15 protein-coding genes are annotated in these 20260 nt (G+C 63.3%); 6 read left to right on the forward strand and 9 right to left on the reverse strand.

Features of this window, described 5'->3' with window-relative positions; genetic code table 11:
* Positions 1-109 precede the first annotated feature (109 nt).
* A complete protein-coding gene (locus BXE_RS10925; RefSeq protein ID WP_011488354.1) occupies positions 110-838 on the reverse strand; it encodes an SGNH/GDSL hydrolase family protein in 729 nt (242 codons plus the stop codon).
* On the reverse strand, positions 835-1953 hold the full coding sequence (locus BXE_RS10930) for an acyltransferase family protein (protein ID WP_011488355.1): 1119 nt from the start codon (positions 1951-1953) through the stop codon (positions 835-837). Before BXE_RS10930 ends, BXE_RS10925 begins: the two co-directional genes overlap by 4 nt.
* A 692-nt stretch (positions 1954-2645) precedes the next feature.
* Here BXE_RS10930 and BXE_RS10935 point away from each other — a divergent pair.
* The 3 genes from BXE_RS10935 to BXE_RS10945 all read left to right on the forward strand — a co-directional run bounded on the left by BXE_RS10935 (position 2646) and on the right by BXE_RS10945 (position 8882).
* Positions 2646-4847, forward strand: a complete 2202-nt coding sequence (locus tag BXE_RS10935) for a hypothetical protein (protein ID WP_011488357.1) — start codon at positions 2646-2648, stop codon at positions 4845-4847.
* Positions 4848-4956: 109 nt separating this feature from the next.
* On the forward strand, positions 4957-6423 hold the full coding sequence (locus BXE_RS10940) for a flippase (RefSeq protein WP_011488358.1): 1467 nt from the start codon (positions 4957-4959) through the stop codon (positions 6421-6423).
* Positions 6420-8882, forward strand: a complete 2463-nt coding sequence (locus BXE_RS10945; RefSeq protein ID WP_011488359.1) for a glycosyltransferase family 4 protein — start codon at positions 6420-6422, stop codon at positions 8880-8882. The genes BXE_RS10940 and BXE_RS10945 overlap by 4 nt, the downstream gene beginning before the upstream one ends.
* Positions 8883-9025: 143 nt before the next feature.
* Here the strand turns inward: BXE_RS10945 and BXE_RS10950 are convergent, their stop codons facing one another.
* Entirely contained in the window at positions 9026-10237 is a 1212-nt protein-coding gene (locus BXE_RS10950) for an acyltransferase family protein (protein WP_011488360.1), read from the reverse strand.
* Positions 10238-10501: 264 nt separating this feature from the next.
* Between BXE_RS10950 and BXE_RS46495 the strand changes: the two genes are divergently transcribed.
* Both BXE_RS46495 and galU read left to right on the forward strand, forming a co-directional pair.
* Entirely contained in the window at positions 10502-10645 is a 144-nt protein-coding gene (locus tag BXE_RS46495) for a hypothetical protein (protein ID WP_007181947.1), read from the forward strand.
* Positions 10646-10927: 282 nt separating this feature from the next.
* Positions 10928-11845, forward strand: a complete 918-nt coding sequence (galU, locus tag BXE_RS10955) for a UTP--glucose-1-phosphate uridylyltransferase GalU (protein WP_007181946.1) — start codon at positions 10928-10930, stop codon at positions 11843-11845.
* 158 nt (positions 11846-12003) lie between these two features.
* Here the strand turns inward: galU and BXE_RS10960 are convergent, their stop codons facing one another.
* The 6 genes from BXE_RS10960 to glcD all read right to left on the reverse strand — a co-directional run bounded on the left by BXE_RS10960 (position 12004) and on the right by glcD (position 19190).
* Complete coding sequence (locus BXE_RS10960; protein ID WP_011488361.1) at positions 12004-12456, reverse strand: DUF4279 domain-containing protein; 453 nt, start codon at positions 12454-12456, stop codon at positions 12004-12006.
* 182 nt (positions 12457-12638) lie between these two features.
* A complete protein-coding gene (locus BXE_RS10965) occupies positions 12639-14813 on the reverse strand; it encodes a malate synthase G (RefSeq protein ID WP_011488362.1) in 2175 nt (724 codons plus the stop codon).
* Between the two features lie 107 nt (positions 14814-14920).
* Positions 14921-15325: a heme-binding protein gene (locus BXE_RS10970; RefSeq protein ID WP_007181944.1), complete on the reverse strand. Its 405-nt coding sequence runs from the start codon at positions 15323-15325 to the stop codon at positions 14921-14923.
* Positions 15326-15344: 19 nt separating this feature from the next.
* On the reverse strand, positions 15345-16586 hold the full coding sequence (gene glcF / locus BXE_RS10975) for a glycolate oxidase subunit GlcF (protein WP_011488363.1): 1242 nt from the start codon (positions 16584-16586) through the stop codon (positions 15345-15347).
* A gap of 37 nt (positions 16587-16623) precedes the next feature.
* Positions 16624-17691 carry a glycolate oxidase subunit GlcE gene (gene glcE / locus BXE_RS10980; RefSeq protein ID WP_011488364.1) on the reverse strand — a complete coding sequence of 356 codons (1068 nt, stop codon included), beginning with the start codon at positions 17689-17691 and terminating at the stop codon, positions 16624-16626.
* A complete protein-coding gene (gene glcD / locus BXE_RS10985; protein ID WP_011488365.1) occupies positions 17691-19190 on the reverse strand; it encodes a glycolate oxidase subunit GlcD in 1500 nt (499 codons plus the stop codon). The genes glcE and glcD overlap by 1 nt, the downstream gene beginning before the upstream one ends.
* A 267-nt stretch (positions 19191-19457) precedes the next feature.
* Here glcD and glcC point away from each other — a divergent pair, with 267 nt between their 5' ends.
* Complete coding sequence (gene glcC / locus BXE_RS10990; protein ID WP_011488366.1) at positions 19458-20225, forward strand: transcriptional regulator GlcC; 768 nt, start codon at positions 19458-19460, stop codon at positions 20223-20225.
* The last annotated feature ends 35 nt before the right edge of the window (positions 20226-20260 follow it).

The following is a 20260-nucleotide window of genomic DNA, read 5'->3' on the forward strand; positions in this document are numbered from 1 at the left end:
TCGGCACACCCGGAAGCGCATCTCAGAAGCACGTTTCGCAAGCGCTAACGGCACCCAAAGACACCAAAGACACTCCAAACAAAGCGCGAAACGCACTTGAAAAACCGCTTCAAGGCGAGCCGTCCAGCAGCCGCCGCACCAGCGGTTCGACGACCTGAAAATCCTGCCCGGCCTTCAGCCGGTACAAACCCGGCTTGGGGTGCGCACCGTCGGACATCAACGTCTTCCAGTCCGGCAGGCTGCTGATATAGGCGAACTGATCGACCAGCGGCACCTGCTGCTCGGCCGCCACGCGGCGCGTCATCGCGACCATCGTGGCGAGCCGCGCGTTGAGGCGGTTGTCGGGCATCGGGTTCGCGGTCTGCAGAACCGGCTCCTTGCCGAGCGCGCGAGCGGTTTTCACGAGCGCCGTCTCGGCCGTGTAGAACTGTTCGGGCGTCTGGTTCTGCATCACTTCGTTGATGCCGTAGTTGATCAGCACGATCTGCGCGGGCGAGAAGGCAAGCCGTTCCTGCCAGGGCAGGCCGGCAGTCGGGCCGGCGCGCCGATTGCCCGTGCCGTCACGCAGTTGCGCCGCCATCGTGTTGCCTACGCCGTAATTCGTGACGCGCACCCGTTCGCCGTGGCGTGCCTGCAGTTCGTCCTGCAGATACGACACGGCGTTTTGCGCCTGCGGGCCGCAATGGCCGTCGCTGCACGTAATGCCGAGCGTGGTCGAATCGCCGTAGGCTTCGATCAGCACCTGCGTACGCGGGCCCGGCGCCGCGGCGGCATCAGTCGGCGCCAGCATCGACGCACTCATCCACATGCCGGCAACGAGCCATGCGCGGCGCTTCATGCGCGGCTTTGCGGCGCTTGCGGCGCCGTGCTGACGCCGCCGCCGGTCGCAGCCTGCGAATGCGTTGGTGTCTGCACAGGCGCATGCACCTTGCCCGCCGAACCGAAAATCAGGCGCTTCTCGAACGCGAACCGTGTGATGGTGGCGTAAGCGAGCGTGATCGCGAGCGCCAGCGCGGCGGTCACATAGCGGTTCAGATGCAGCGGCCACAGCGTGTACAGCACGCTCAGGTGAATCAGATAGACCGTGTAGCTGATCGTGCCGATATAGACCAGCACGGGATTGCACAACAGCCGTTTGACGATGCCCTTGCTTTGCAGGGCGATGACCACGACGGAAGTACAAAGCACCAATGAAACGCTGTAGAGCCCGGCATTCGAAAGCGGCGTATTCGCCGCGCGAAAGCGCGGAAAGTGCAGATGCAGCCAGGCCAGCACCGCCAGCGCCGCGAACAGTCCCAGCACGGCGAGACCCTTGAACGGTTCGAGCGCGTTGCGGTCGCGCCGCACGGCAACCGCGAGCAACGCACCGGCCGCGAGCAGATCCATGCGGAACGGTGTGAGGTAATAGATCGGCCAGAACGAATCGAACCAGGGCGTGGCTACCGCGCGCAGAACCGGCACCAGCACGATCAACGCGGCCGCCACGTAGCCGAGCACGCGTTCGGGCAGGAGCAGGATCACGAACGGCCAGACAATATAGAACTGCTCTTCAACGGCGAGCGACCACAGCACATTCAGGCTGTCGTGACCGCTCTGGTTGAGCGCGTCGCCGATATTGGTCGCGAAGAATGCATACCACTGCCAGTGCTGCGCCCAGCCAAAGCCGAACAGAATCGACGACACCACCATCAACAGCACGTACGGCGGCAGGATGCGGCGTGCCCGGCGTGCGTAGAAATAGCCGAAATACGACTGCCCGCGCGCCTTGCGTTCGAGCAGGATGCCGGTGATCAGAAAGCCGCTCAAAACAAAAAACAGATCGACGCCCATCCACAGCGGCGCTTTCAGTGCGTGCTGCGCGAATACGGCGAGCACGGCGATGGCGCGCAAGCCGTCGAGCTGCACGATGCGGCGGGAGTGAGAGGGCGCTAAGGGCAGTGCGCTGGCAGTCATGAACCGTCCATAGTGTGAAGCGGATGGGCCGGGCGAAGCGTCGCGCGAGGGTTGCGAAGAACAGGCGCGCTCGCTTCGCGTCGCAACGGAAGTGCAATCGATTCTAGGGAAAATAAAATCGTGAAAAAACGGGAATGAATTGGATAAATGAATCAGATTGCAACAGGGTGTTTCGTTAGCCTTTCTCAATGAATTTTTATGGTGGTGCCGAATGGGTGCGGGATATGTAATAAGTGCAGTTCGTGCCGCGAAAGATCGGTAAGGATGATGCGAAGCACGCGCGGCGTTAGGCGCCGGAGACGATTTAGTTTTAATCGATTTTTAAATCAGTTTCTTTCACGACGCTTAAAGCGTCGAATATTTTTGAATTATTTTCGATTTTCGTCGCGGTGTTTTTTCCGCGTAATGTGAGCCGTGCTGACTGGATGGCGAGGGATGGCTCGCGGGCTTTGCGCTTTCGCCTGGCTGCCGGACCACCGGACTCGCGGCGGCCGTCCTGTTGAGGGCCAGCCCGAGTCCCGGCTCCCGAATCCCGAGTCCTATCCCGCACGAATGTGTCTCATGTCCTTGCATGGCTTCCCGTGGCTTGCGCCGCTAGATCGACTGCGATTCGTACCGTCATTTCACCGGGTTATGTAGCCGCGCGAGTCTCGTTGCCCGCGTGCGGCGCGGCGCTGATTGGAGGAAATACCTTGCCCCGTTTCACGTTCAAAAGCTGGCTCGCCGTATTTGCGTGCGCTGCGGGACTGACCGCGGAATCGGTCAGTTTCGCGGTGCATGCGGAAACCGCGTTGAACGCGAAAACGTCGTGGATCGGCAATACGTTTGGTTTCGGCGACGGCACATGGGCGCAGATCAACATCACCGCTATTGCGGTGTCGCCCGACGGCAAGGTTTATACGAACGCGCCGTGGGACGAAAGCGGCGCGGAAGCGAGCGTCTATCAGAACGGCAAGATGCTCGGCTTCGCGGGCGGCACGCACGGCTGGGGCAACAGCGGCGGCAGCGCGGTCGCGGTGAATCGCAAGTACGAGTTCGTCGCGATCGCGGTCGGCAACGAGAAAGGACGGCTGGTCGAGCAGGGCGTGTGGCCGGAGAAGGGCAAGCAGTGGTTCGGCATCTCGCGCCGGCAGATCGCCGATCCGAAACGCGCCGCGCCGTTCCAGCCCGCCGCGAAAAGCGCCGATCCGCATGCGCAACTGGCGGCCGGCTTCCTGATGATGAACGAAGTGCCGACCGGCACGAGCGCCGAAATCGGCGGCCTCGCGGCGAACGACACCACGCTCTATGCGGCCAACACGGCGCGCGATCGTATCGAGGTGTACGACGCGGAGTCGATGCAGCAGAAGAGCACCTGGAGCGTGCATGAGCCGGGCCGTATTGCACTGGCGCCGGACGGCACGCTGTGGGTATTGAGCGGCACGCGCAACGACGCCGCGCCGCGTGTCGAACACTACACGGCGGCGGGCAAGCGTATCGACGAAAACTTCACGCTGCCTGGCGGAACGGTTGCAGTGGATATCGCGGTCGATGCACAAGGCCGCGTGCTGATCGCGGACAACGGTCCGCGTCAGCAGGTGCTGTATTTCAGCAGGAATAACGGCCGTTATACGGAGTCGGGTTCGCTCGGCGAGCGCGGCGGGATTTTCAGCGGCGTCGCCGGCAAACCGGGACCGCAACGGTTCAATGGGCTGACCGGCGTGGGCGTGGATGCGCGCGGCAACGTGTATGTGTCGACCAACGGCATCGGTCCGCGCTATGACCCGATCGGCGCGGGCCTCGGCGCGACGCTCGAAAGCTACGCGCCGGACGGCAAACAGAACTGGCAGGTGCAGGGGCTGCTGTTCGTCGACGGCGCATGGATCGATCCGGCGCGCCCGGACAGCGTCTATACCGGCAACAAGCGCTTCGAGCTCGATCTGTCGAAGCCTGCCGGACAGGACTGGAAATACGCGGGTTTTCTGTCGAATCGCTTCAAGTATCCGGACGACCCGGTGTTTCACACCGATCAGTATCCGGGTCTGCCGATTGCCCGCAAATTGAAGGGCCGCACCTTCCTGTATCTCACTGACATGTATGCGGACCATCTGAAGATCTATCGCTTCGATCCGCAGCATGACGGCGAAACGGCGATTCCTTCGGGCTTCATCGCGGGGCGTGAGCGCGCGGTGGCCAAGGTGCCGAATGCGCCGCCGGGCGGCGACTGGATCTGGCGCGATGCGAACGGCGACGGCAGATTCAACGCCGACGAATTCACGCTCAACACGACCGGCACCAAACTCGCGGGCGGCTGGGGCTGGTGGGTGGACACCGCCGGCGACATCTGGCGCACGCGCGATACGAAGGGCATTTATCGCTTCCGGTTCGGCGGGCTGGATACGAAGGGCAATCCGGTCTACTCGTATTCGAACATGACGCAGTACCCGGTGCCGCAGCCGTTCACGGAGCTGCATCGCGCGATCTACGACCCGGACACCGACACCCTGTACGTGACGGGCTATACGCCCGATACGCCGGTCGATCGCGGCTTCTGGAAAGAAGTGGGCCGCGTGCTGGTGCGCTACGACAAATGGTCGAGCGGCAATCCGGTGCAGCGTTATGCGATCACGCTGCCGTGGCAGACGCAGAGCAAACCCATCGCCACCATCATCGGCCTGACGGTCGAAGGGCAATACCTCTTCGGCGTCGAACCGGTCGGCGCGGTACACGTGTGGGACAAGGACAGCGGCAAGGAAATCGGCGTGATCCGGCCGGGCCCGGAAGTGGGGCGCGCGTCGGGCTGGGTGGATGTGCCGAACGGCATCAGCGCCGCCAGACGCGGCAATGGCGAGTACCTCGTGTTCGTCGAGGAAGACGCGCGCGGCAAAGTGATGATGTACCGCTGGAAGCCTTGACGGGCGAAACATGAGCGCTTCATTCGCATAACCAGGTAACGCAGCCAGGCAACCGCAGGCAACCGCAGCTAGGCAATCGCAGGCAACCGCAGACAAACCAGGGCATCCGATGGACAAAGGCATTCTCAAGAACGTAGCGATCAATTTCTTCGGATTGGTGCTGCCGACTTTCGTCTCGCTCGTGACCGTGCCGTCGTATATCAGGCTGCTCGGCGTCGAGCGCTACGGCGTGATCAGTCTCGTGTGGACGCTGATCGGCTACTTCGGGATTCTCGATCTCGGCATGAGCATGGCCGCGCAGAATCACATTTCGAAGGCGCGCGCTTCCGGCGACAAGGAAGAGAGCGCCCGCGTGTTCTGGAGCGCGACGTGGCTCAATCTCGCGACCGGCGTGATAGGCGGATTGATCATCTATTTCGGCGCGTTTCTCTACACGGCGTATTTCACCAAGGTCTCGCCCGAGTTGCAACACGAGGTGTATATGGCGCTGCCGTGGCTCGCGGTGGCGATTCCGATTGCCAACGTGTCGTGGGTGTTCGCGGGTGCGATCAACGGCGCGGAACGCTTCGGCGTCTACAACACCAATCAGACCATCGGCACCTTCCTGTTCCAGTTGCTGCCGCTCGGCGCCGCGCTGTGGCTGGGCGCGACCTTGCAGAACGTGCTGGCCGCCGCGGTGTTCGCGCGGATCATCGCCGCGCTGCTGCTGGGCCGTTCCGCGCTGAAAGTGCTGGAGATCCGCCGGGTTCTGCCGCCGCAGTTCGGCGTGGCGAAAGGGCTGTTCAATTTCGGCGGCTGGATGCTGATTGCGAGCGTCACCACCATGATCGCCGACTCGCTCGACCGCGTGATGCTCGGCACGAGTCTCGGCGCGCGTTTCGTGACCTATTACACGGTGCCGCAAAACCTCGTGACGCGTCTGAACATCGTGCCGACGGCGCTGGTGCGCACGCTGTTCCCGCGCCTTTCGGCGGTAGGACGTGCCGATGCCGACACCATCACCCGGCAATCGCTCGAGTTTCTCAACGGTGTGTTCACTCCGGTCGCGCTGGTCGCGATGCTGGTGCTCGAACCGTTCCTGCATCTGTGGGTCGGCAATGAGATCGCCACCGTGGCGGCGCCCGTGGGCCGCATCATGATCGTCGCCGTGTGGCTCGTCGGCCAGGCGAACGTCACGCGGATCCTGATCCAGTCGCAGGTCAATCCGGCCACCGCCGCGCGCGTCGGTTTGTTCGAATTGCCGCTGTTTGCAGGGGCATTGTGGTTCGGCATCACGCATTTCGGCCTGACCGGCGCGGCAGTGGCCGTGGCCGGCCGGGCGTTGTTCGACTACGCGCTGTTGCTGCGCCTGTCGGCGATTCACGCGCGGCAGATCGCGCTCGACATGCTCGCCCACCTCGCTTTCCTGCTGGCCAGCCTGTGGCTTGCCAGTTTTCTACCGGGTCTCGCGGCGGCGATGGTTGCCGGCGTCTTGATGGTGGGCGCGAACCTCGCCTGGTCGATCACCATGACACCCGCCCTGCGCGATCTTGCGCGATTACTGCTGTTACGACTGAATCCGAGGAAAAGCGCATGAACCACGAAGTCCTTGAAGAAGCCGTGCTGCAACCCGCGACGCGCAGCGCACTGGCCGAACTCACCACCGTTCCCGGCGTTCAGGCGCCACGCCGCGCGGTCTTCCGCAGCGACAAAACGGTGCGCGTCGCAATCGTGCATGACTGGCTCGTCACCTATGCGGGGGCGGAGAAGGTGCTCGAACAGATCGTTGCGTGCTTTCCCGACGCGGACCTGTTCAGCCTCGTCGATTTTCTCGACGACCACAGCTTTCTGCGCGGCAAACCGGTTACGACGTCGTTCATCCAGAAGCTGCCGCTCGCGCGCACCAGGTACCGCTCGTATCTGCCGTTGATGCCGCTTGCGATCGAACAGCTCGACGTGTCGGCCTACGACGTGGTGATCTCGAGTAGCCACGCGGTCGCCAAGGGCATTCTGACCGGCCCCGACCAGGTGCATATCAGCTACGTGCATTCGCCGATCCGCTATGCGTGGGATCTGCAGCACCAGTATCTGCGGCAGTCGAAACTGACGGCCGGCCTGAAGTCGGGTATGGCGCGGCTGATTCTGCATTACATCCGCAACTGGGATATCCGTACGTCGAATTCGGTGGATGGCTTCGTCGCCAACTCCGAATTCATTGCGCGGCGTATCAAGAAGGTCTATCAGCGCGACGCACACGTGATCTTTCCGCCGGTCGACGTCGAAGCCTTCGCGCTCTGCATCGAGAAGGACGACTTCTATCTGACCGCCTCGCGAATGGTGCCGTACAAGAAAATCGATCTGATCGTCGAAGCGTTCGCGCGCATGCCGGAGCGCAAGCTCGTGGTGATCGGCGACGGTCCCGACATGCAGAAGATCCGCGCGAAGGCGGGGCCGAACGTCGAGATCATGGGCTACCAGCCGTTCAAGGTGCTCAAGGACCGGATGAGCCGCGCCAAGGCCTTCGTGTTCGCCGCGGAAGAGGACTTCGGTATTTCCGTGGTCGAGGCGCAGGCCTGCGGCACGCCGGTGATCGCCTACGGCAAGGGCGGCGCGCTCGAAACCGTGCGCGATCTGTCCGAGCCCCGGCCTACCGGCATGTTCTTCGATGAACAGGATGCCGAATCGATCATCGCCGCGGTCGAGCGTTTCGACGACCACGTGAAGCGTTTTTCGCCGCAGGATTGCCGCGCGAACGCCGAGCAGTTTTCGGCCGCGCATTTCCGCGAGCGTTTCTTCGCGCATGTGCGGGCCGCGGTGCCGGCGTTGCGCACGGCGACGCTGCCGCCGTACGCGCCCTACGTTCCATACGAAGGCGGGACCGTGGCCAGCGGACCGCGCATTCTGGCCGTCGATCAAAGCGGGGTGCTCGGCGGCGCCGAACTGTCGCTGCTGGAAATCGTCAAGGCATTGCGCTCGCGCATCGAAGTCGTGCTGTTCGACGACGGCCCGTTCCGCACCGCGCTCGCCAAAGCCGGCGTGGCCGTCGACGTGCTCGACGCGGGCGCGCTGCGCCATGTTCGCAAGCAGGGCGGCTCGTTGCCGAAGGGCCAGGCGCTCAAAGGCCTGCTGTCGCTCGTGCGCGCCACGGCCAAACGCGCGCGCAAGGCCGATGTGATCTACGCGAACACCCAGCGCGCGATGGTGATCGGCGCGCTCGCCGGCAAGCTGGCGCGGCGCCCGGTGGTCTGGCATCTGCGCGATATCGTGAGCCCCGAGCATTTCGGCGGCAAGCAACTGGCGATCATCAAATGGTGCGCGCGTCTTGGCCTCACGCATGTGATCGCCAATTCGGCCGCATCGGCGCGCGCCTTTGCCGAGCTGACGCAGTTCGACGAAAAACGCATCGACGTGGTGTTCAACGGTATTTCCGCCGCACCGTTCGACGCCTTGCGCACGGTCCCGCAAGCGACGCTGCGCAAGCGCCTCGGCTTGCCGGAGGATGCATTCCTGGTGGGCTCGTTCAGCCGTCTCGCACGTTGGAAAGGGCAGCACGTGCTGCTCGAAGCAATGGTCCTCAATCCGCAGATGCATGCGGTGCTGGTGGGTGCGCCGCTCTTTGGCGAGGAGCAGTACGAGATCGAATTGCATGCGTTCGTCGCCGCGCACAGCCTGGGCGGGCGGGTGCATTTTCTCGGCTTCCAGCACGATATCGCGGCCTGCATGTGCGCGGTCGACGCGGTCGTCCATACGTCGATCACGCCGGAGCCGTTCGGCCGCGTGATCGTCGAAGGCATGCTGGCGCAGCGGCCAGTGGTGGCGGCACGCGCGGGCGGCGTGCTGGAGATCATCGACGACTACGAGAACGGCGTGCTGTGCACCCCGGCGGATGCGCATGGCCTTGCCGACACGCTCGCCGAATTGCGCTCGAACGACGAACTGCGCAACCGGCTGGTCAGGAACGGGTATCAGACGGCGCTGAGCCGGTTCGGCACGGCCACCTATGTCGAGGGTGTCGAGCGGATTCTGAAGCGTGTGACAGGCCCTGCAACGGCTTAGGGAGGATTTTTACGCGGGGTTGGCAGGGACTCGGCCAGTCCCTGCCGTTTGCGCAGCGGAGCGAAAGTCCGAGGACCTTCGCTCCGTTTTTTTGTCGCCCGTTTTGCGGCCCGGTTTTGTGGCCCGGTTTGGTGGCGGGGATCTCAAGCCTGTTTGAGTGCCGCTTTCGGCTTGAAGCTGGCGGACCACTTCATGGCCGGCAACTCGACCAGCCGGTAGAACACGTAAGCCGCCGGCACCGCCACCAGCATGTAGCCGAACGACGGCCAGATCGACATTTGCAGCGACGAGCGGAACAGCAGCGACGATAGCAGCACGAAGATCGGCAGATGGATCAGATACAGCGAGAAGCTGAAATCGCCGAGCCGCGAGAGCACGCGCATGCCGAACGCGGGGCCGCGCCCGGCGTTGCCGCGCTCCAGCGCCTTGTACAGATAGAACGCGAAGCCGATGGCCCACAGCTGGAATGCACCGTACTGGCCGAAATGAAATGCCGCGCAGCCGAGTGCGACGAACGCCGCGGCGAGCGCATACAGCCACACCGGCAGGCGGGCCTGCGGCGCGCTGCGGGCACGGGCGTCGGCGATCCACGCGCCGAGCGTCCACGAAAACCAGTACGACGTGAAGAACTGGATGTCGTGACGCTCCAGCACGTAGGCGGACACCACGTTGATCGCCGCGACGATCGCCAGCACGGACGTCATGCCGATGCGCCGGCGCAGCGCGAACAGCAGCGGATAGATCGCGTAGAACTGCACTTCGAGCGAGAGGGTCCAGAGCGCGCCGTTCGAGCCGAACGTCTTGCCGGCCACGCCTTGCAGCGAAAACAGGTTGACGAGAAACGCCTGCAGGCCGATCTCGCGGATCTTGTGATTGACGGGCGGCAAGTGCAGGCTGAACCAGTCGAGCGCGAAGGTCAGCACCAGCGCCGCGAGCAGCACGGGATAAATGCGCGCGAAGCGCCGCACCCAGAAATTGCCCATATCGAGCCGGTAAGCGGGATTGGCGGCGAGCCGCAGCGCGCCGCCACGGTGAATGCAATAGCCGCTAATCACGAAGAATATCGGCACGCCCGCCGAGCCCCAGGCAATCGGGAAGGTCAGATACGCTGCAATCGCATTCAGGCTGAATGCGTGGCCTACGCTCTGGTGAAACGCCTGCATGCCGACCCATTCGACCTGGCGGCAATGAAAATACGCGACCAGCAAGGCCGCGAAGCCCCGCATCGCGTCGATGACATGCTCCTTGCCGGCGCTGTCGGCGCGCGCTTCGCTCTGGGCACGCGGCGCGGCCGCCGTGCGAGGCGGGGAGAGGGGCAGGGATGAGCCGGCGGCATCCAGTGCTGAGTCGCTCATGCGCGGTCCTTATTCTGACGGAGGGAAACCAGCTTGGCGGGTTTACGAGTTCGGAGTTCGCGCGGACGCCTGACGCGTCCACGGTGCATGACATGCTAGTGCACGGCGCACGCAAAAAAATCGATAAAAAATTGCGGAGTGAATTGAATTAAGTGGCGATTTTGTGACGAATTGTAATTGAGGATATCCGGGTGCTGAGGCGAATTATTTACCGCTTTTGTCGTGCTAATTTAAGACACGGATTCTCTACCACGAGGTGAAGTCATGAACCTGCATCTACTCGCCGGCATTGCCGTGCTGCTGATCCTTGTCGCCGCCTCCGCCTATCGGGAGGCGCTGCGCAACGAGCCGATCCGCCGCTTTCGCATGAACCCGGGCAAGCTGCCGCAGCTCGACGACAACGAATAATGGAACTTGAAGAGATGGCGCGCACGCACGTTGCGTGTCACATCTGCGCAGGTCCGCTGTCAAAATATGTAGAATTTTCTGAAAATCCAAAAATAAACCATTCAATATGTAATTGTTGCTTATGACGATTCTGCATATCGAAATAGAATGAATTTATTTATTCGGATTGAGGAAATTTCAGGCGCGCGCTGGCGTAATTTTTTGCTAGTCTTTCCGGCGACATCGAATTGGCCGCCTGGCCCGCGAACACACTAATTTCTAACCGATGTGGGAATGCCTACCATGCTGAAAGTCACCAAAGCCGTGTTTCCCGTAGCGGGCCTCGGGACACGATTCCTGCCGGCTACCAAAGCGAGTCCAAAGGAAATGCTGCCGATCGTGGACAAGCCGCTGATTCAATACGCGGTTGAAGAAGCGATTGCCGCCGGCATCACCGAGATGATCTTCGTGACGGGCCGCAGCAAGCGCGCCATTGAAGATCATTTCGACAAGTCCTACGAGATCGAAGCCGAACTCGAGGCGCGTAACAAGCAGAAGCTGCTCGATCTGGTGCGCAGCATCAAGCCGGCCAATGTCGACTGTTTCTATGTGCGCCAGGCCGAAGCGCTCGGTCTCGGCCATGCGGTGCTGTGCGCCGAGAAACTGGTGGGCGACAGCCCGTTCGCCGTGATTCTGGCCGACGACCTGCTGCACAGCTCGAAGCCGGTAATGAGCCAGCTTGTCGATACGTTCAACCACTATCACAGCTCGGTGATCGGCGTGGAAACCATCGCGCGCGAAGACAGCCGCTCGTACGGCGTGGTGGACGGCCGCGAATGGGAAGACAACGTGATCAAGCTGTCGGGCATAGTCGAGAAGCCGGCGCCGGACAAGGCACCGTCGAATCTCGGCGTGGTGGGCCGCTATGTGCTGATGCCGACCATCTTCAAGCATATCCGCGCGTTGAAGCCGGGTGCGGGCGGCGAGTTGCAATTGACCGACGCGGTGCAATCGCTGCTGACCGAAGAGCAGGTGCTTGCGTATCGCTATTTCGGCACGCGTTTCGATTGCGGCAGCAAGCTGGGCTATCTGAAGGCGACGGTGGAATTCGCGCTGCGTCATCCGGAAGTGAAGGCGGAATTCGAAGCGTATTTGCAGGCGTATATGCAGACCAACATGCAGGAAGGTGTGCCGGCGCAGTATGCGGCGGAAGCGGCTTGAGTCGCGAGATACTTCGAGTCCTGGGCGCTCTGAACGGGTGGCCGGGTACTCGCCTTCCGGGCCTACGGTTCAGAGTTGATGTCTGGATTCAGGGCTTCTCGGCGCACTGGCCTTTCAGGCGTATGCCCGAAGTCGTGCTGATTCCGCGCTGCGGCCGGCTACCGGTATTCGTCGATCTCAATGGCTCCTCCCAAAGATTCGATCATCAGCCGGATGTCCTCAGGCACGTCGGGAACACGGTGGCCCGATGGGTCAAACCAGAAACACGAGAGTCGTACTTTCGCACCGGCCTGTTGTACGGCTTCACGCAGGCCCTGACGGGGTAAGCCGAGGCGACTTGCGAGGTATCGAAAATGAGGGGCCAGCAAGTCACTTTGTACCGCAAGCTCACTGCTTACGCCCCACAGACCGGTTTTCCCCAAGGCTTTGCTGAGCTTGCCGGATGGCAGGATAAACGGGCGCCCTTTAACGATCGTTGTATCGGGGGCTACTTGAAAATATTCCGTCCAGCATTCCGGCAATACCGTGTCCCCGGTTATCAGGAAAGAGACGTAGGCGCTGGCGGCTGAGGATGGGTCATGGTGCATAGTCGGATTTAACTGCACAGTCATACCACTCTGCCTTTGCTAGTTGAGCAGAGACTATCGTAACTATGGCTCGTCCCCCATTCGTAAAAGTTTGTTCGCGAGGTCGAGTAGCGGGCGCCAATAAAAAGACGGGCGCCGCAAACCACGCGGCGCCCGTCTTTCTCTCAGCCGGCCCGCGCTTCACGCGCAGCCCGGCGTCCGGGGCATCAAGCCTCCTTCTTCACTTCCAGCCGGAACTTATGCAGCAACGGTTCCGTATAGCCGCTCGGCTGCTGGCGTCCTTCGAATACCAGCGCTTGCGCGGCCTTGAAGGCGATCGTATCGAAGCCCGGCGCCATCGGCTTGTAGAGCGGGTCGCCGGCGTTCTGCTCGTCGACCACCCTGGCCATGCGCCTGAACGTCTCTTCAACCAGCTCGCGCTTCACCACGCCGTGATACAGCCAGTTGGCAATGTGCTGGCTGGAAATACGCAGCGTGGCACGGTCTTCCATCAGGCCGACATTGTGAATGTCCGGCACCTTCGAACAACCCACGCCCTGGTCGATCCAGCGCACCACGTAGCCAAGAATCCCCTGCGCGTTGTTGTCGATCTCGCTGCGGATCTCGTCGTCGCTCCACTTTGCCTCGGCCACCACGGGAATGGTCAGCAGGCCGTCGAGCAGTTCGTCTCGCACCTTCGCATAATCCGTGCGCTCCAGTTCCTGCTGAACCGCTTGCACGTCGACCTGGTGATAGTGCAAGGCATGCAGCGTCGCGGCGGTCGGCGAGGGCACCCACGCGGTGTTCGCGCCGGCTTTCGGATGCGCGATCTTCTGTTCGAGCATTGCGTGCATCAGGTCGGGCATGGCCCACATGCCCTTGCCGATTTGCGAGCGGCCGCGCAGGCCTGCGCTCAAACCAACCAGCACGTTGCTGCGCTCGTAAGCCGCAATCCAGGCGCTCGATTTCATGTCGCCTTTGCGCAGCATCGGACCGGCTTCCATTGCCGTGTGCATCTCGTCGCCGGTACGGTCGAGGAAACCGGTGTTGATGAACGCGACGCGCTCCCGCGCTTCGTTGATACAGGCGAGCAGGTTCACGCTGGTGCGGCGCTCCTCGTCCATGATGCCCATCTTGATCGTGTTGCGCGGCAGCTTCAGCAGGTCTTCCACGCGCGCGAACAACTCGCTGGCGAAGGCGACTTCGGCCGGACCGTGCATCTTGGGTTTGACGATATAAATCGAGCCGGTGCGCGAATTCAGCTTGTGCTTGCGGTCGTGCAACGCGCACAGCGAGGTGATCACCGCGTCGAGAATGCCTTCCGGAATCTCGTGGCCGTCTTTGGTCAGCACCGCCGGATTGGTCATCAAATGACCCACATTCCGGATGAACAGCAGCGAGCGGCCATGCAGCACGACCGGCGCCGTGCCGTTCGCCGCCGTGTAGACGCGGTCGGCGTTCAGCCGGCGCGTGAAGGTCTTGCCGTTCTTCGTGACCTCTTCGGTCAGGTCGCCGTTCATCAGGCCGAGCCAGTTGCGGTAGAGCTGGACCTTGTCGTCCGCGTCCACGGCCGCGACCGAATCTTCGCAGTCGATGATCGTGCTCACCGCCGCTTCGACCACCACGTCCTTCACATGCGCCGAATCGGTCTTGCCGATCGAGTCGTTCGCATCGATCTGGATTTCGAAGTGCAGGCCGTTGTGCTTGAGCAGCACGGCGGACGGCGCGCTCTCTTCACCCTGATAGCCGATGAATTGCGCGGGCGTCTTCAGCTCGCTCGTGCCGTTCTTCAGCGTGACGACCAGCTTGCCGCCTTCGACGCCATAGCGCGTCGCGTCGGCATGCGAGCCGTTCGCGAGCGGCGCGGCCTGATCGAGAAACCTGCGCGCATAGGCGATCACCGCGGCGCCGCGCACCGGGTTGAACGCCTTCTGCTTTTCGGCGCCATTGGCCTCGGGAATCGCGTCGGTGCCGTACAGCGCGTCGTACAGGCTGCCCCAGCGCGCGTTCGCGGCGTTCAGCGCGTAGCGTTGATTCGACAGCGGCACCACGAGTTGCGGGCCGGCCTGTTCGGCGATTTCGGTGTCCACGTGGTCGGTCGTGGCTTTGACGCTGGCGGGCACTGGCACGATATAGCCGATGCCTTCGAGAAACGCGCGGTACGCACGCAGATCGCGCACCGGACCCGGATTGGCGCGATGCCAGTTGTCCAGTTCGGTCTGCAGGCGGTCGCGTTCGGCGAGCAACGCACGGTTTTTGGGCGCCAGCTCGTGCACGAGGGCGTCGAAACCCGACCAGAATGCAGCGCTGTCGAGTCCGGTGCCGGGCAGGGCTTCGGTTTCGACGAACTGGTCGAGGTTGGCGGCGACTTGCAGTCCGCCGCGCGGGTTCATCTGAGTCATCGACTGCTCCATCTATCTGAATGGGGCCGATGAGGGGGCATCGGCCCGCGTTGTGCAACGGTTTAGCCTGTTTCGTTATTCGCCGCGGATTCGGGCGGCACGCGAACTCAAGCGGCGATAGCCTGAATCCCCGCCTTGGCGATCTGCGCGTCCTGATCCGACTTGACGCCCGACACACCGACCGCGCCGACCACCTGGCCCTCGACGATCACCGGCACGCCGCCTTCCAGCGTGCCTTGCAGCGGTGCGCTCAGGAACGCGGTGCGGCCGTTGTTGATCATGTCTTCGTATAGCTTGGTCTCACGGCGGCCGATCGCCGAAGTGCGGGCCTTTTCGGTCGCGATGTACGAGCTGGCCGGCGCGCTGCCGTCCAGACGCAGCAGTCCGAGCGGGTGACCGCCGTCGTCGACCACCACGATGGCGACGGCCCACTGGTTCTTCTCGGCTTCCGCGCGGGCGGCTTCGAGAATGCGGGTCGTTTCGGCAAGGGTCAACACAGGTTTGCTCAGCATAATGAAATTCCTGGTTCGTTTATGGTAAGGATGCTTCTACAAGTTCTATCCAGTGGCGCACCGGAGTGCGCCCGGCGCCGTCCATATGTACCTGGCAGCCGATGTTGGCCGTGACGATCATCTCCGGCTTGCCGCTTTCCAGCGCGTCGAGCCTGTTGTTGCGTAACCTTTGCGCAAGCTCGGGCTGGGTAATCGAATACGTGCCTGCCGATCCGCAGCACAGATGGCCTTCGGGCACGGCGGTGAGATCGAAGCCGAGTTGCCGCAGGATCGACTCGACCGCACCGCCCAGCTTCTGCGCATGCTGCAACGTGCATGGGCAGTGAAACGCGATTCTCTGCCGAGTCTGCCCTGGCAAGCTTGCTTGCAGCTGACCGAGCGGCTCGTTAGCCAATACCTCGACGAGGTCTCGCGCCAGCTCGCTGACCCGCTGCGCTTTTGACGCATAGCGAGGGTCGTCGTGCAGCAGATGCCCATATTCCTTGATGAACGCGCCGCAGCCGCTCGCGGTTTGCACGATGGCTTCGGCGCCGGCCTCGATGGCGGGCCACCATGCGTCGATATTACGCCGTGCCCGCGCGAGGCCTGCCTCCTGCGCATTCAGATGATAGTCGGTCGCCCCGCAACAGCCGGCCCGCGGGGCATTCACGATGCTGATGCCGAGCCGGTCGAGCACGCGCGCGGCGGCCGCGTTGGTGTTCGGTGACAGCGCGGGTTGCACGCAGCCCTCCAGCATCAGCATTTTGCGCGGATGCCGCGGCGCCGGCCTTGGGTGTGTCCCAGCGTTGGTCCGGGCGCTTCGCTTGGGGATTTTACGTCCAAGCGCGGCCGGAAGAAACGGCCGCATCGCGCGGCCGGTCTTCAGGAGCGCATTGAACACCGCCGGGCGCGGGATCACACGGCGCAAACCCTCGCGCAGCACGCGTTCGGACAGCGGCCGCTCGATGCGCCGCTCCAGTTCGGCGCGGCCGATATCCAGCAGCGCGTGATAGGTGACACCGGACGGGCAGGTGGTTTCACAATTGCGGCAGCTCAGGCACCGGTCGAGGTGCAACTGGGTTTTCTGCGTGACCGGTTCGCCCTCCAGCATCTGTTTGATCAGATAGATGCGCCCGCGCGGGCCGTCGAGTTCGTTGCCGAGCAGCTGATAGGTCGGGCAGGTCGCGTTGCAGAAGCCGCAGTGTACGCAGGCGCGCAGGATCTGTTCGGCTTCGTCCGCGCGCGACAGGGTTTTGGCGGCATCGCTGAGATTGGTTTGCATGATGGGGTTTCGCCTTCAGGTCTTCGCGGGGCCGCGTTCAGAGGCCGGCATACAGGCGGCCGGGGTTGAAGAGGCCGCGCGGGTCGAGTTGCCGCTTGAGTTGCTGATGAAAGCGCAGCAACGTGGGCGGCAGCGGCGCGAACGGTTCGGCATCGGCTTGCTGAGTGAAGCAGGTCGCGTGGCCGCCGGCGGCATGCGCGATCTGGAGGATCGTCGCGGCGGGCGCGGTGCTTTTCAGCCAGCGTTGCGCGCCGGCCCAGTCGAGCAGCGTGTCGCCGGGCAGCGCGGTCAGCGGCGACGCGTTCGGCAAGGAGAGGCGCCAGAGCGGCCGCGGATCGTCGAAAAACGCCAGCCGGTGCTCGCGCAGATCGTCCCAGAAGCACGGATCAAGCTCCGCGCCGCCGATGCGATCCACCGCCGACGCCACCGACCCCACGCCGCCTTCGAGGCGCACATGCAAACGGCCGTCCACATGGCAGGCCGCGCTGACCGGCAGCACGGCGCGGCGCCAGGCGGACAGTTCGCGCAGCGCCTCGGCCGCTTCCAGATCCACGGTGAGACAACTGAGCGCGCGCGGTTTGGGCAGCACTTTCAGCGAGACTTCCGTGATCAGACCGAGGCAGCCGAAGCTGCCCGCGAGCAAACGCGACACGTCGTAGCCCGCCACGTTCTTCATCACTTCGCCGCCAAAGCGCAGATGCTTCGCCTCGCCGGTGATCACGCGGCAGCCGAGTACGAAGTCGCGCACCGAACCGGACCACGGCCGGCGCGGACCGGCAAGCCCGGCCGCGACCATGCCGCCGACGGTGGCCGCGCCGCCAAAGGCCGGCGGCTCGCAAGGGAGCATCTGTCCGGCGGCATCGAGCGTGGCGGTGAGTTCGGCGAGCGGCGTGCCGGCGCGCGCGGTGATCACGAGTTCGGTCGGGTCGTAGCTCACCACGCCGCGATGCGAGCGCGTGTCGATCGGCGTGCCTTGCACGAGGCGGCCGAGAAACGCCTTGCTGTCGCCGCCGCGAATCCTGAGCGGCGTGTTGCTCGCACGCGCTTGCGCAACTTCGGCGACGAGCCGTTCGCTATCGTCCATCGGGACGGGTTCGATGCGCATCAGAAACGCTCCAGTTCGGGAAAGGGCAGCGCGCCGTGATGCACGTGCATCGAGCCGAATTCGGCGCAGCGATGCAAGGTCGGTACGTTCTTGCCGGGGTTGAGGAGACCTTGCGGATCGAATGCGGCTTTCAGTGCGTGGAAGAAGGTGAGTTCGTCGCTATTGAATTGCGCGCACATCTGGTTGATCTTTTCGCGGCCCACGCCGTGTTCGCCGGTGATGCTGCCGCCCACCGCCACGCACAGTTCGAGAATGCGCGCGCCGATCGCCTCGGCGCGTTCGGTTTCGCCGGGCGCGTTGGCGTCGAACAGGATCAGCGGATGCATGTTGCCGTCGCCGGCATGAAACACGTTGGCGACCTGCAGGCCGTATTCCTTCGAGAGGTCTTCGATGCCTTTGAGCACGCGCGGCAATTCGCGGCGCGGAATCGTGCCGTCCATGCAGTAGTAGTCGGGCGAGATACGGCCCACGGCGGGGAACGCATTCTTGCGGCCGGCCCAGAAGCGCTGCCGTTCGGCCTCGTCTTTCGCGAGACGGATGTCGGTGGCGCCGGCTGCGCGCAGCAGCGCTTCCACGCAGGCCACGTCTTCGCGCACGTCGCTTTCCACGCCGTCGACTTCGCACAGCAGGATCGCTTCGGCATCGACCGGATAGCCCGCGTGGATGAAGTCTTCCGCCGCGCGGATCGCGAGGTTGTCCATCATTTCGAGGCCGCCCGGAATCACGCCCGCGCCGATGATCTGCGCGACCGCCGCGCCGGCTTTTTCGACGTCGTCGAAACTGGCCAGCAGTACTTTCGCGCTTTGTGGCTTGGTGAGCAGCTTCACGGTGACTTCGGTGACGATGCCGAGCATGCCTTCCGATCCGGTGAAGAGCGCGAGCAAGTCGAAACCCGGCGCGTCGAGCGCGTCCGAGCCGAGCGTGATGCGCTCGCCGTCGATGGTGAGAATCTCGAGCTTGAGGATGTTATTGACGGTCAGCCCGTACTTCAGGCAATGCACGCCGCCCGCGTTTTCCGCGACATTGCCGCCGATCGAGCAGGCAATCTGCGACGACGGGTCGGGCGCGTAGTACAGGCCATGTGGCGCGGCGGCCTGCGAGATCGCAAGATTGCGCACGCCGGGCTGGACGCGCGCCACGCAGGCCTCGGGATCGACTTCGAGAATCCGGTTAAAGCGCGCCATCACCAGCAGAATGCCTTTGTCCAGCGGCAATGCGCCGCCCGACAAACCCGTGCCGGCGCCGCGCGCGACCACCGGAATCTTGTGAGCGTTGGCGAATTTCAGCAGCGCCTCGACCTGTTCGACCTTGTCGGGCAGCGCGACCATCATGGGCGTTGCGCGATAGGCGGCGAGGCCGTCGCATTCGAACGGACGCAGGTCTTCCTGTTCGTGAAGGAGTGGCAGATCGGGGATCAGCGCCTGCAATTGTGCGACGACGGTGGCTTTGTCGTGCGTCGCGAGCGGGCCGTCGACGCGTTCATCGTATTGGTAACTCATGGGGTGTCTCCTCAAGCCGCGCTTCGCCGGAGCTTGCCGGAAGCGGTCGGAATGCCCGTGAGCGCGGGCGCGCGGGCGTGTTGCCAGAGAGATTGTTGCGGCTGCGCGCGCCGCTGTCGACGGTTGCGGGAAGTGGTCGTACCAGTTTTTGAAATGCTGGTGCGTGACCCATTTCATGAAAAGCATTGATAGCTATGGCCCGTATCCTGCCTGTCCGGGTCGTGCGTGTTAGCATCTCATAGTGGTCGTACCAGTTGGAAGTGAGCGATGCAGACAGCGGATTCGAACAACTCAAGGCAGGTCGCGGACGTGGTGGCGGAGCGTATCGAGCGGCTGATCGTCGACGGCGTGCTGAAAACGGGGCAGGCGCTGCCGTCCGAGCGGCGCCTCACCGACAAGCTCGGCGTCTCGCGCACGGCGCTGCGTGAAGGGCTCAAGCTGCTGCGGGCGCGCGGCATCATCGAGACTTCGCATGGCAGGGGTTCGTTCGTCGCGAGCCTCAGCGCGCAGCCGGCCCTCACGCCGCTAATGCATCTGCTCGGTTCGCAACCGCGCACGCTCTACGATCTGTTCGAGGTGCGCGCGCTGCTGGAAGCGGAATCCGCACGGCTCGCCGCGCTGCGCGGCACGCCCGCCGACTTCGTGCTGATCACGCGCCGCTATGAGGAGATGATCGCGGCCCAGGGCACCGAAACGAGTGCTTCGACGCATGCGCGGCTCGACCACGCATTTCACCTGGCGATCTGCGAGGCCTCGCATAACCCGGTGCTGGTGCACACCTTGAGCTCGCTGACCGACCTGCTGCTGAGCTCGGTGTTCGCGTCCGTGAACAATCTCTATCACCGTGCGCCGCAAAAGCGGGTGATCGACCGTCAGCACGCTCGGCTCTATAACGCCGTTACCGGCAAGCTGCCCGAACAGGCGCGCAAGGCGGCGGCGGATCACATCGAGAGCGTGTGCGCGAATCTGCGCGAAATCGAGCAGGAAGAGCAGCGGCTGGTACGCGCGACATTACGGCTGGAAGGATGGGAGTAGAGGGCTTTACAATCGGGCCTTAAACATAACAATTC

This window comes from Paraburkholderia xenovorans LB400 (assembly GCF_000013645.1).
Classification (GTDB): domain Bacteria; phylum Pseudomonadota; class Gammaproteobacteria; order Burkholderiales; family Burkholderiaceae; genus Paraburkholderia; species Paraburkholderia xenovorans.

Bases quoted from the DNA above. Each gene is read 5' to 3' on its own strand.
- BXE_RS10925 (WP_011488354.1), bottom strand. From the start codon at position 838: ATGAAGCGCCGCGCATGGCTCGTTGCCGGCATGTGGATGAGTGCGTCG.
- BXE_RS10930 (WP_011488355.1), bottom strand. From the start codon at position 1,953: ATGACTGCCAGCGCACTGCCCTTAGCGCCCTCTCACTCCCGCCGCATC.
- BXE_RS10940 (WP_011488358.1), top strand. From the start codon at position 4,957: ATGGACAAAGGCATTCTCAAGAACGTAGCGATCAATTTCTTCGGATTG.
- BXE_RS10945 (WP_011488359.1), top strand. From the start codon at position 6,420: ATGAACCACGAAGTCCTTGAAGAAGCCGTGCTGCAACCCGCGACGCGC.
- BXE_RS10950 (WP_011488360.1), bottom strand. From the start codon at position 10,237: ATGAGCGACTCAGCACTGGATGCCGCCGGCTCATCCCTGCCCCTCTCC.
- BXE_RS46495 (WP_007181947.1), top strand. From the start codon at position 10,502: ATGAACCTGCATCTACTCGCCGGCATTGCCGTGCTGCTGATCCTTGTC.
- galU (WP_007181946.1), top strand. From the start codon at position 10,928: ATGCTGAAAGTCACCAAAGCCGTGTTTCCCGTAGCGGGCCTCGGGACA.
- BXE_RS10960 (WP_011488361.1), bottom strand. From the start codon at position 12,456: ATGACTGTGCAGTTAAATCCGACTATGCACCATGACCCATCCTCAGCC.
- BXE_RS10965 (WP_011488362.1), bottom strand. From the start codon at position 14,813: ATGACTCAGATGAACCCGCGCGGCGGACTGCAAGTCGCCGCCAACCTC.
- BXE_RS10970 (WP_007181944.1), bottom strand. From the start codon at position 15,325: ATGCTGAGCAAACCTGTGTTGACCCTTGCCGAAACGACCCGCATTCTC.
- glcF (WP_011488363.1), bottom strand. From the start codon at position 16,586: ATGCAAACCAATCTCAGCGATGCCGCCAAAACCCTGTCGCGCGCGGAC.
- glcE (WP_011488364.1), bottom strand. From the start codon at position 17,691: ATGCGCATCGAACCCGTCCCGATGGACGATAGCGAACGGCTCGTCGCC.
- glcD (WP_011488365.1), bottom strand. From the start codon at position 19,190: ATGAGTTACCAATACGATGAACGCGTCGACGGCCCGCTCGCGACGCAC.
- glcC (WP_011488366.1), top strand. From the start codon at position 19,458: ATGCAGACAGCGGATTCGAACAACTCAAGGCAGGTCGCGGACGTGGTG.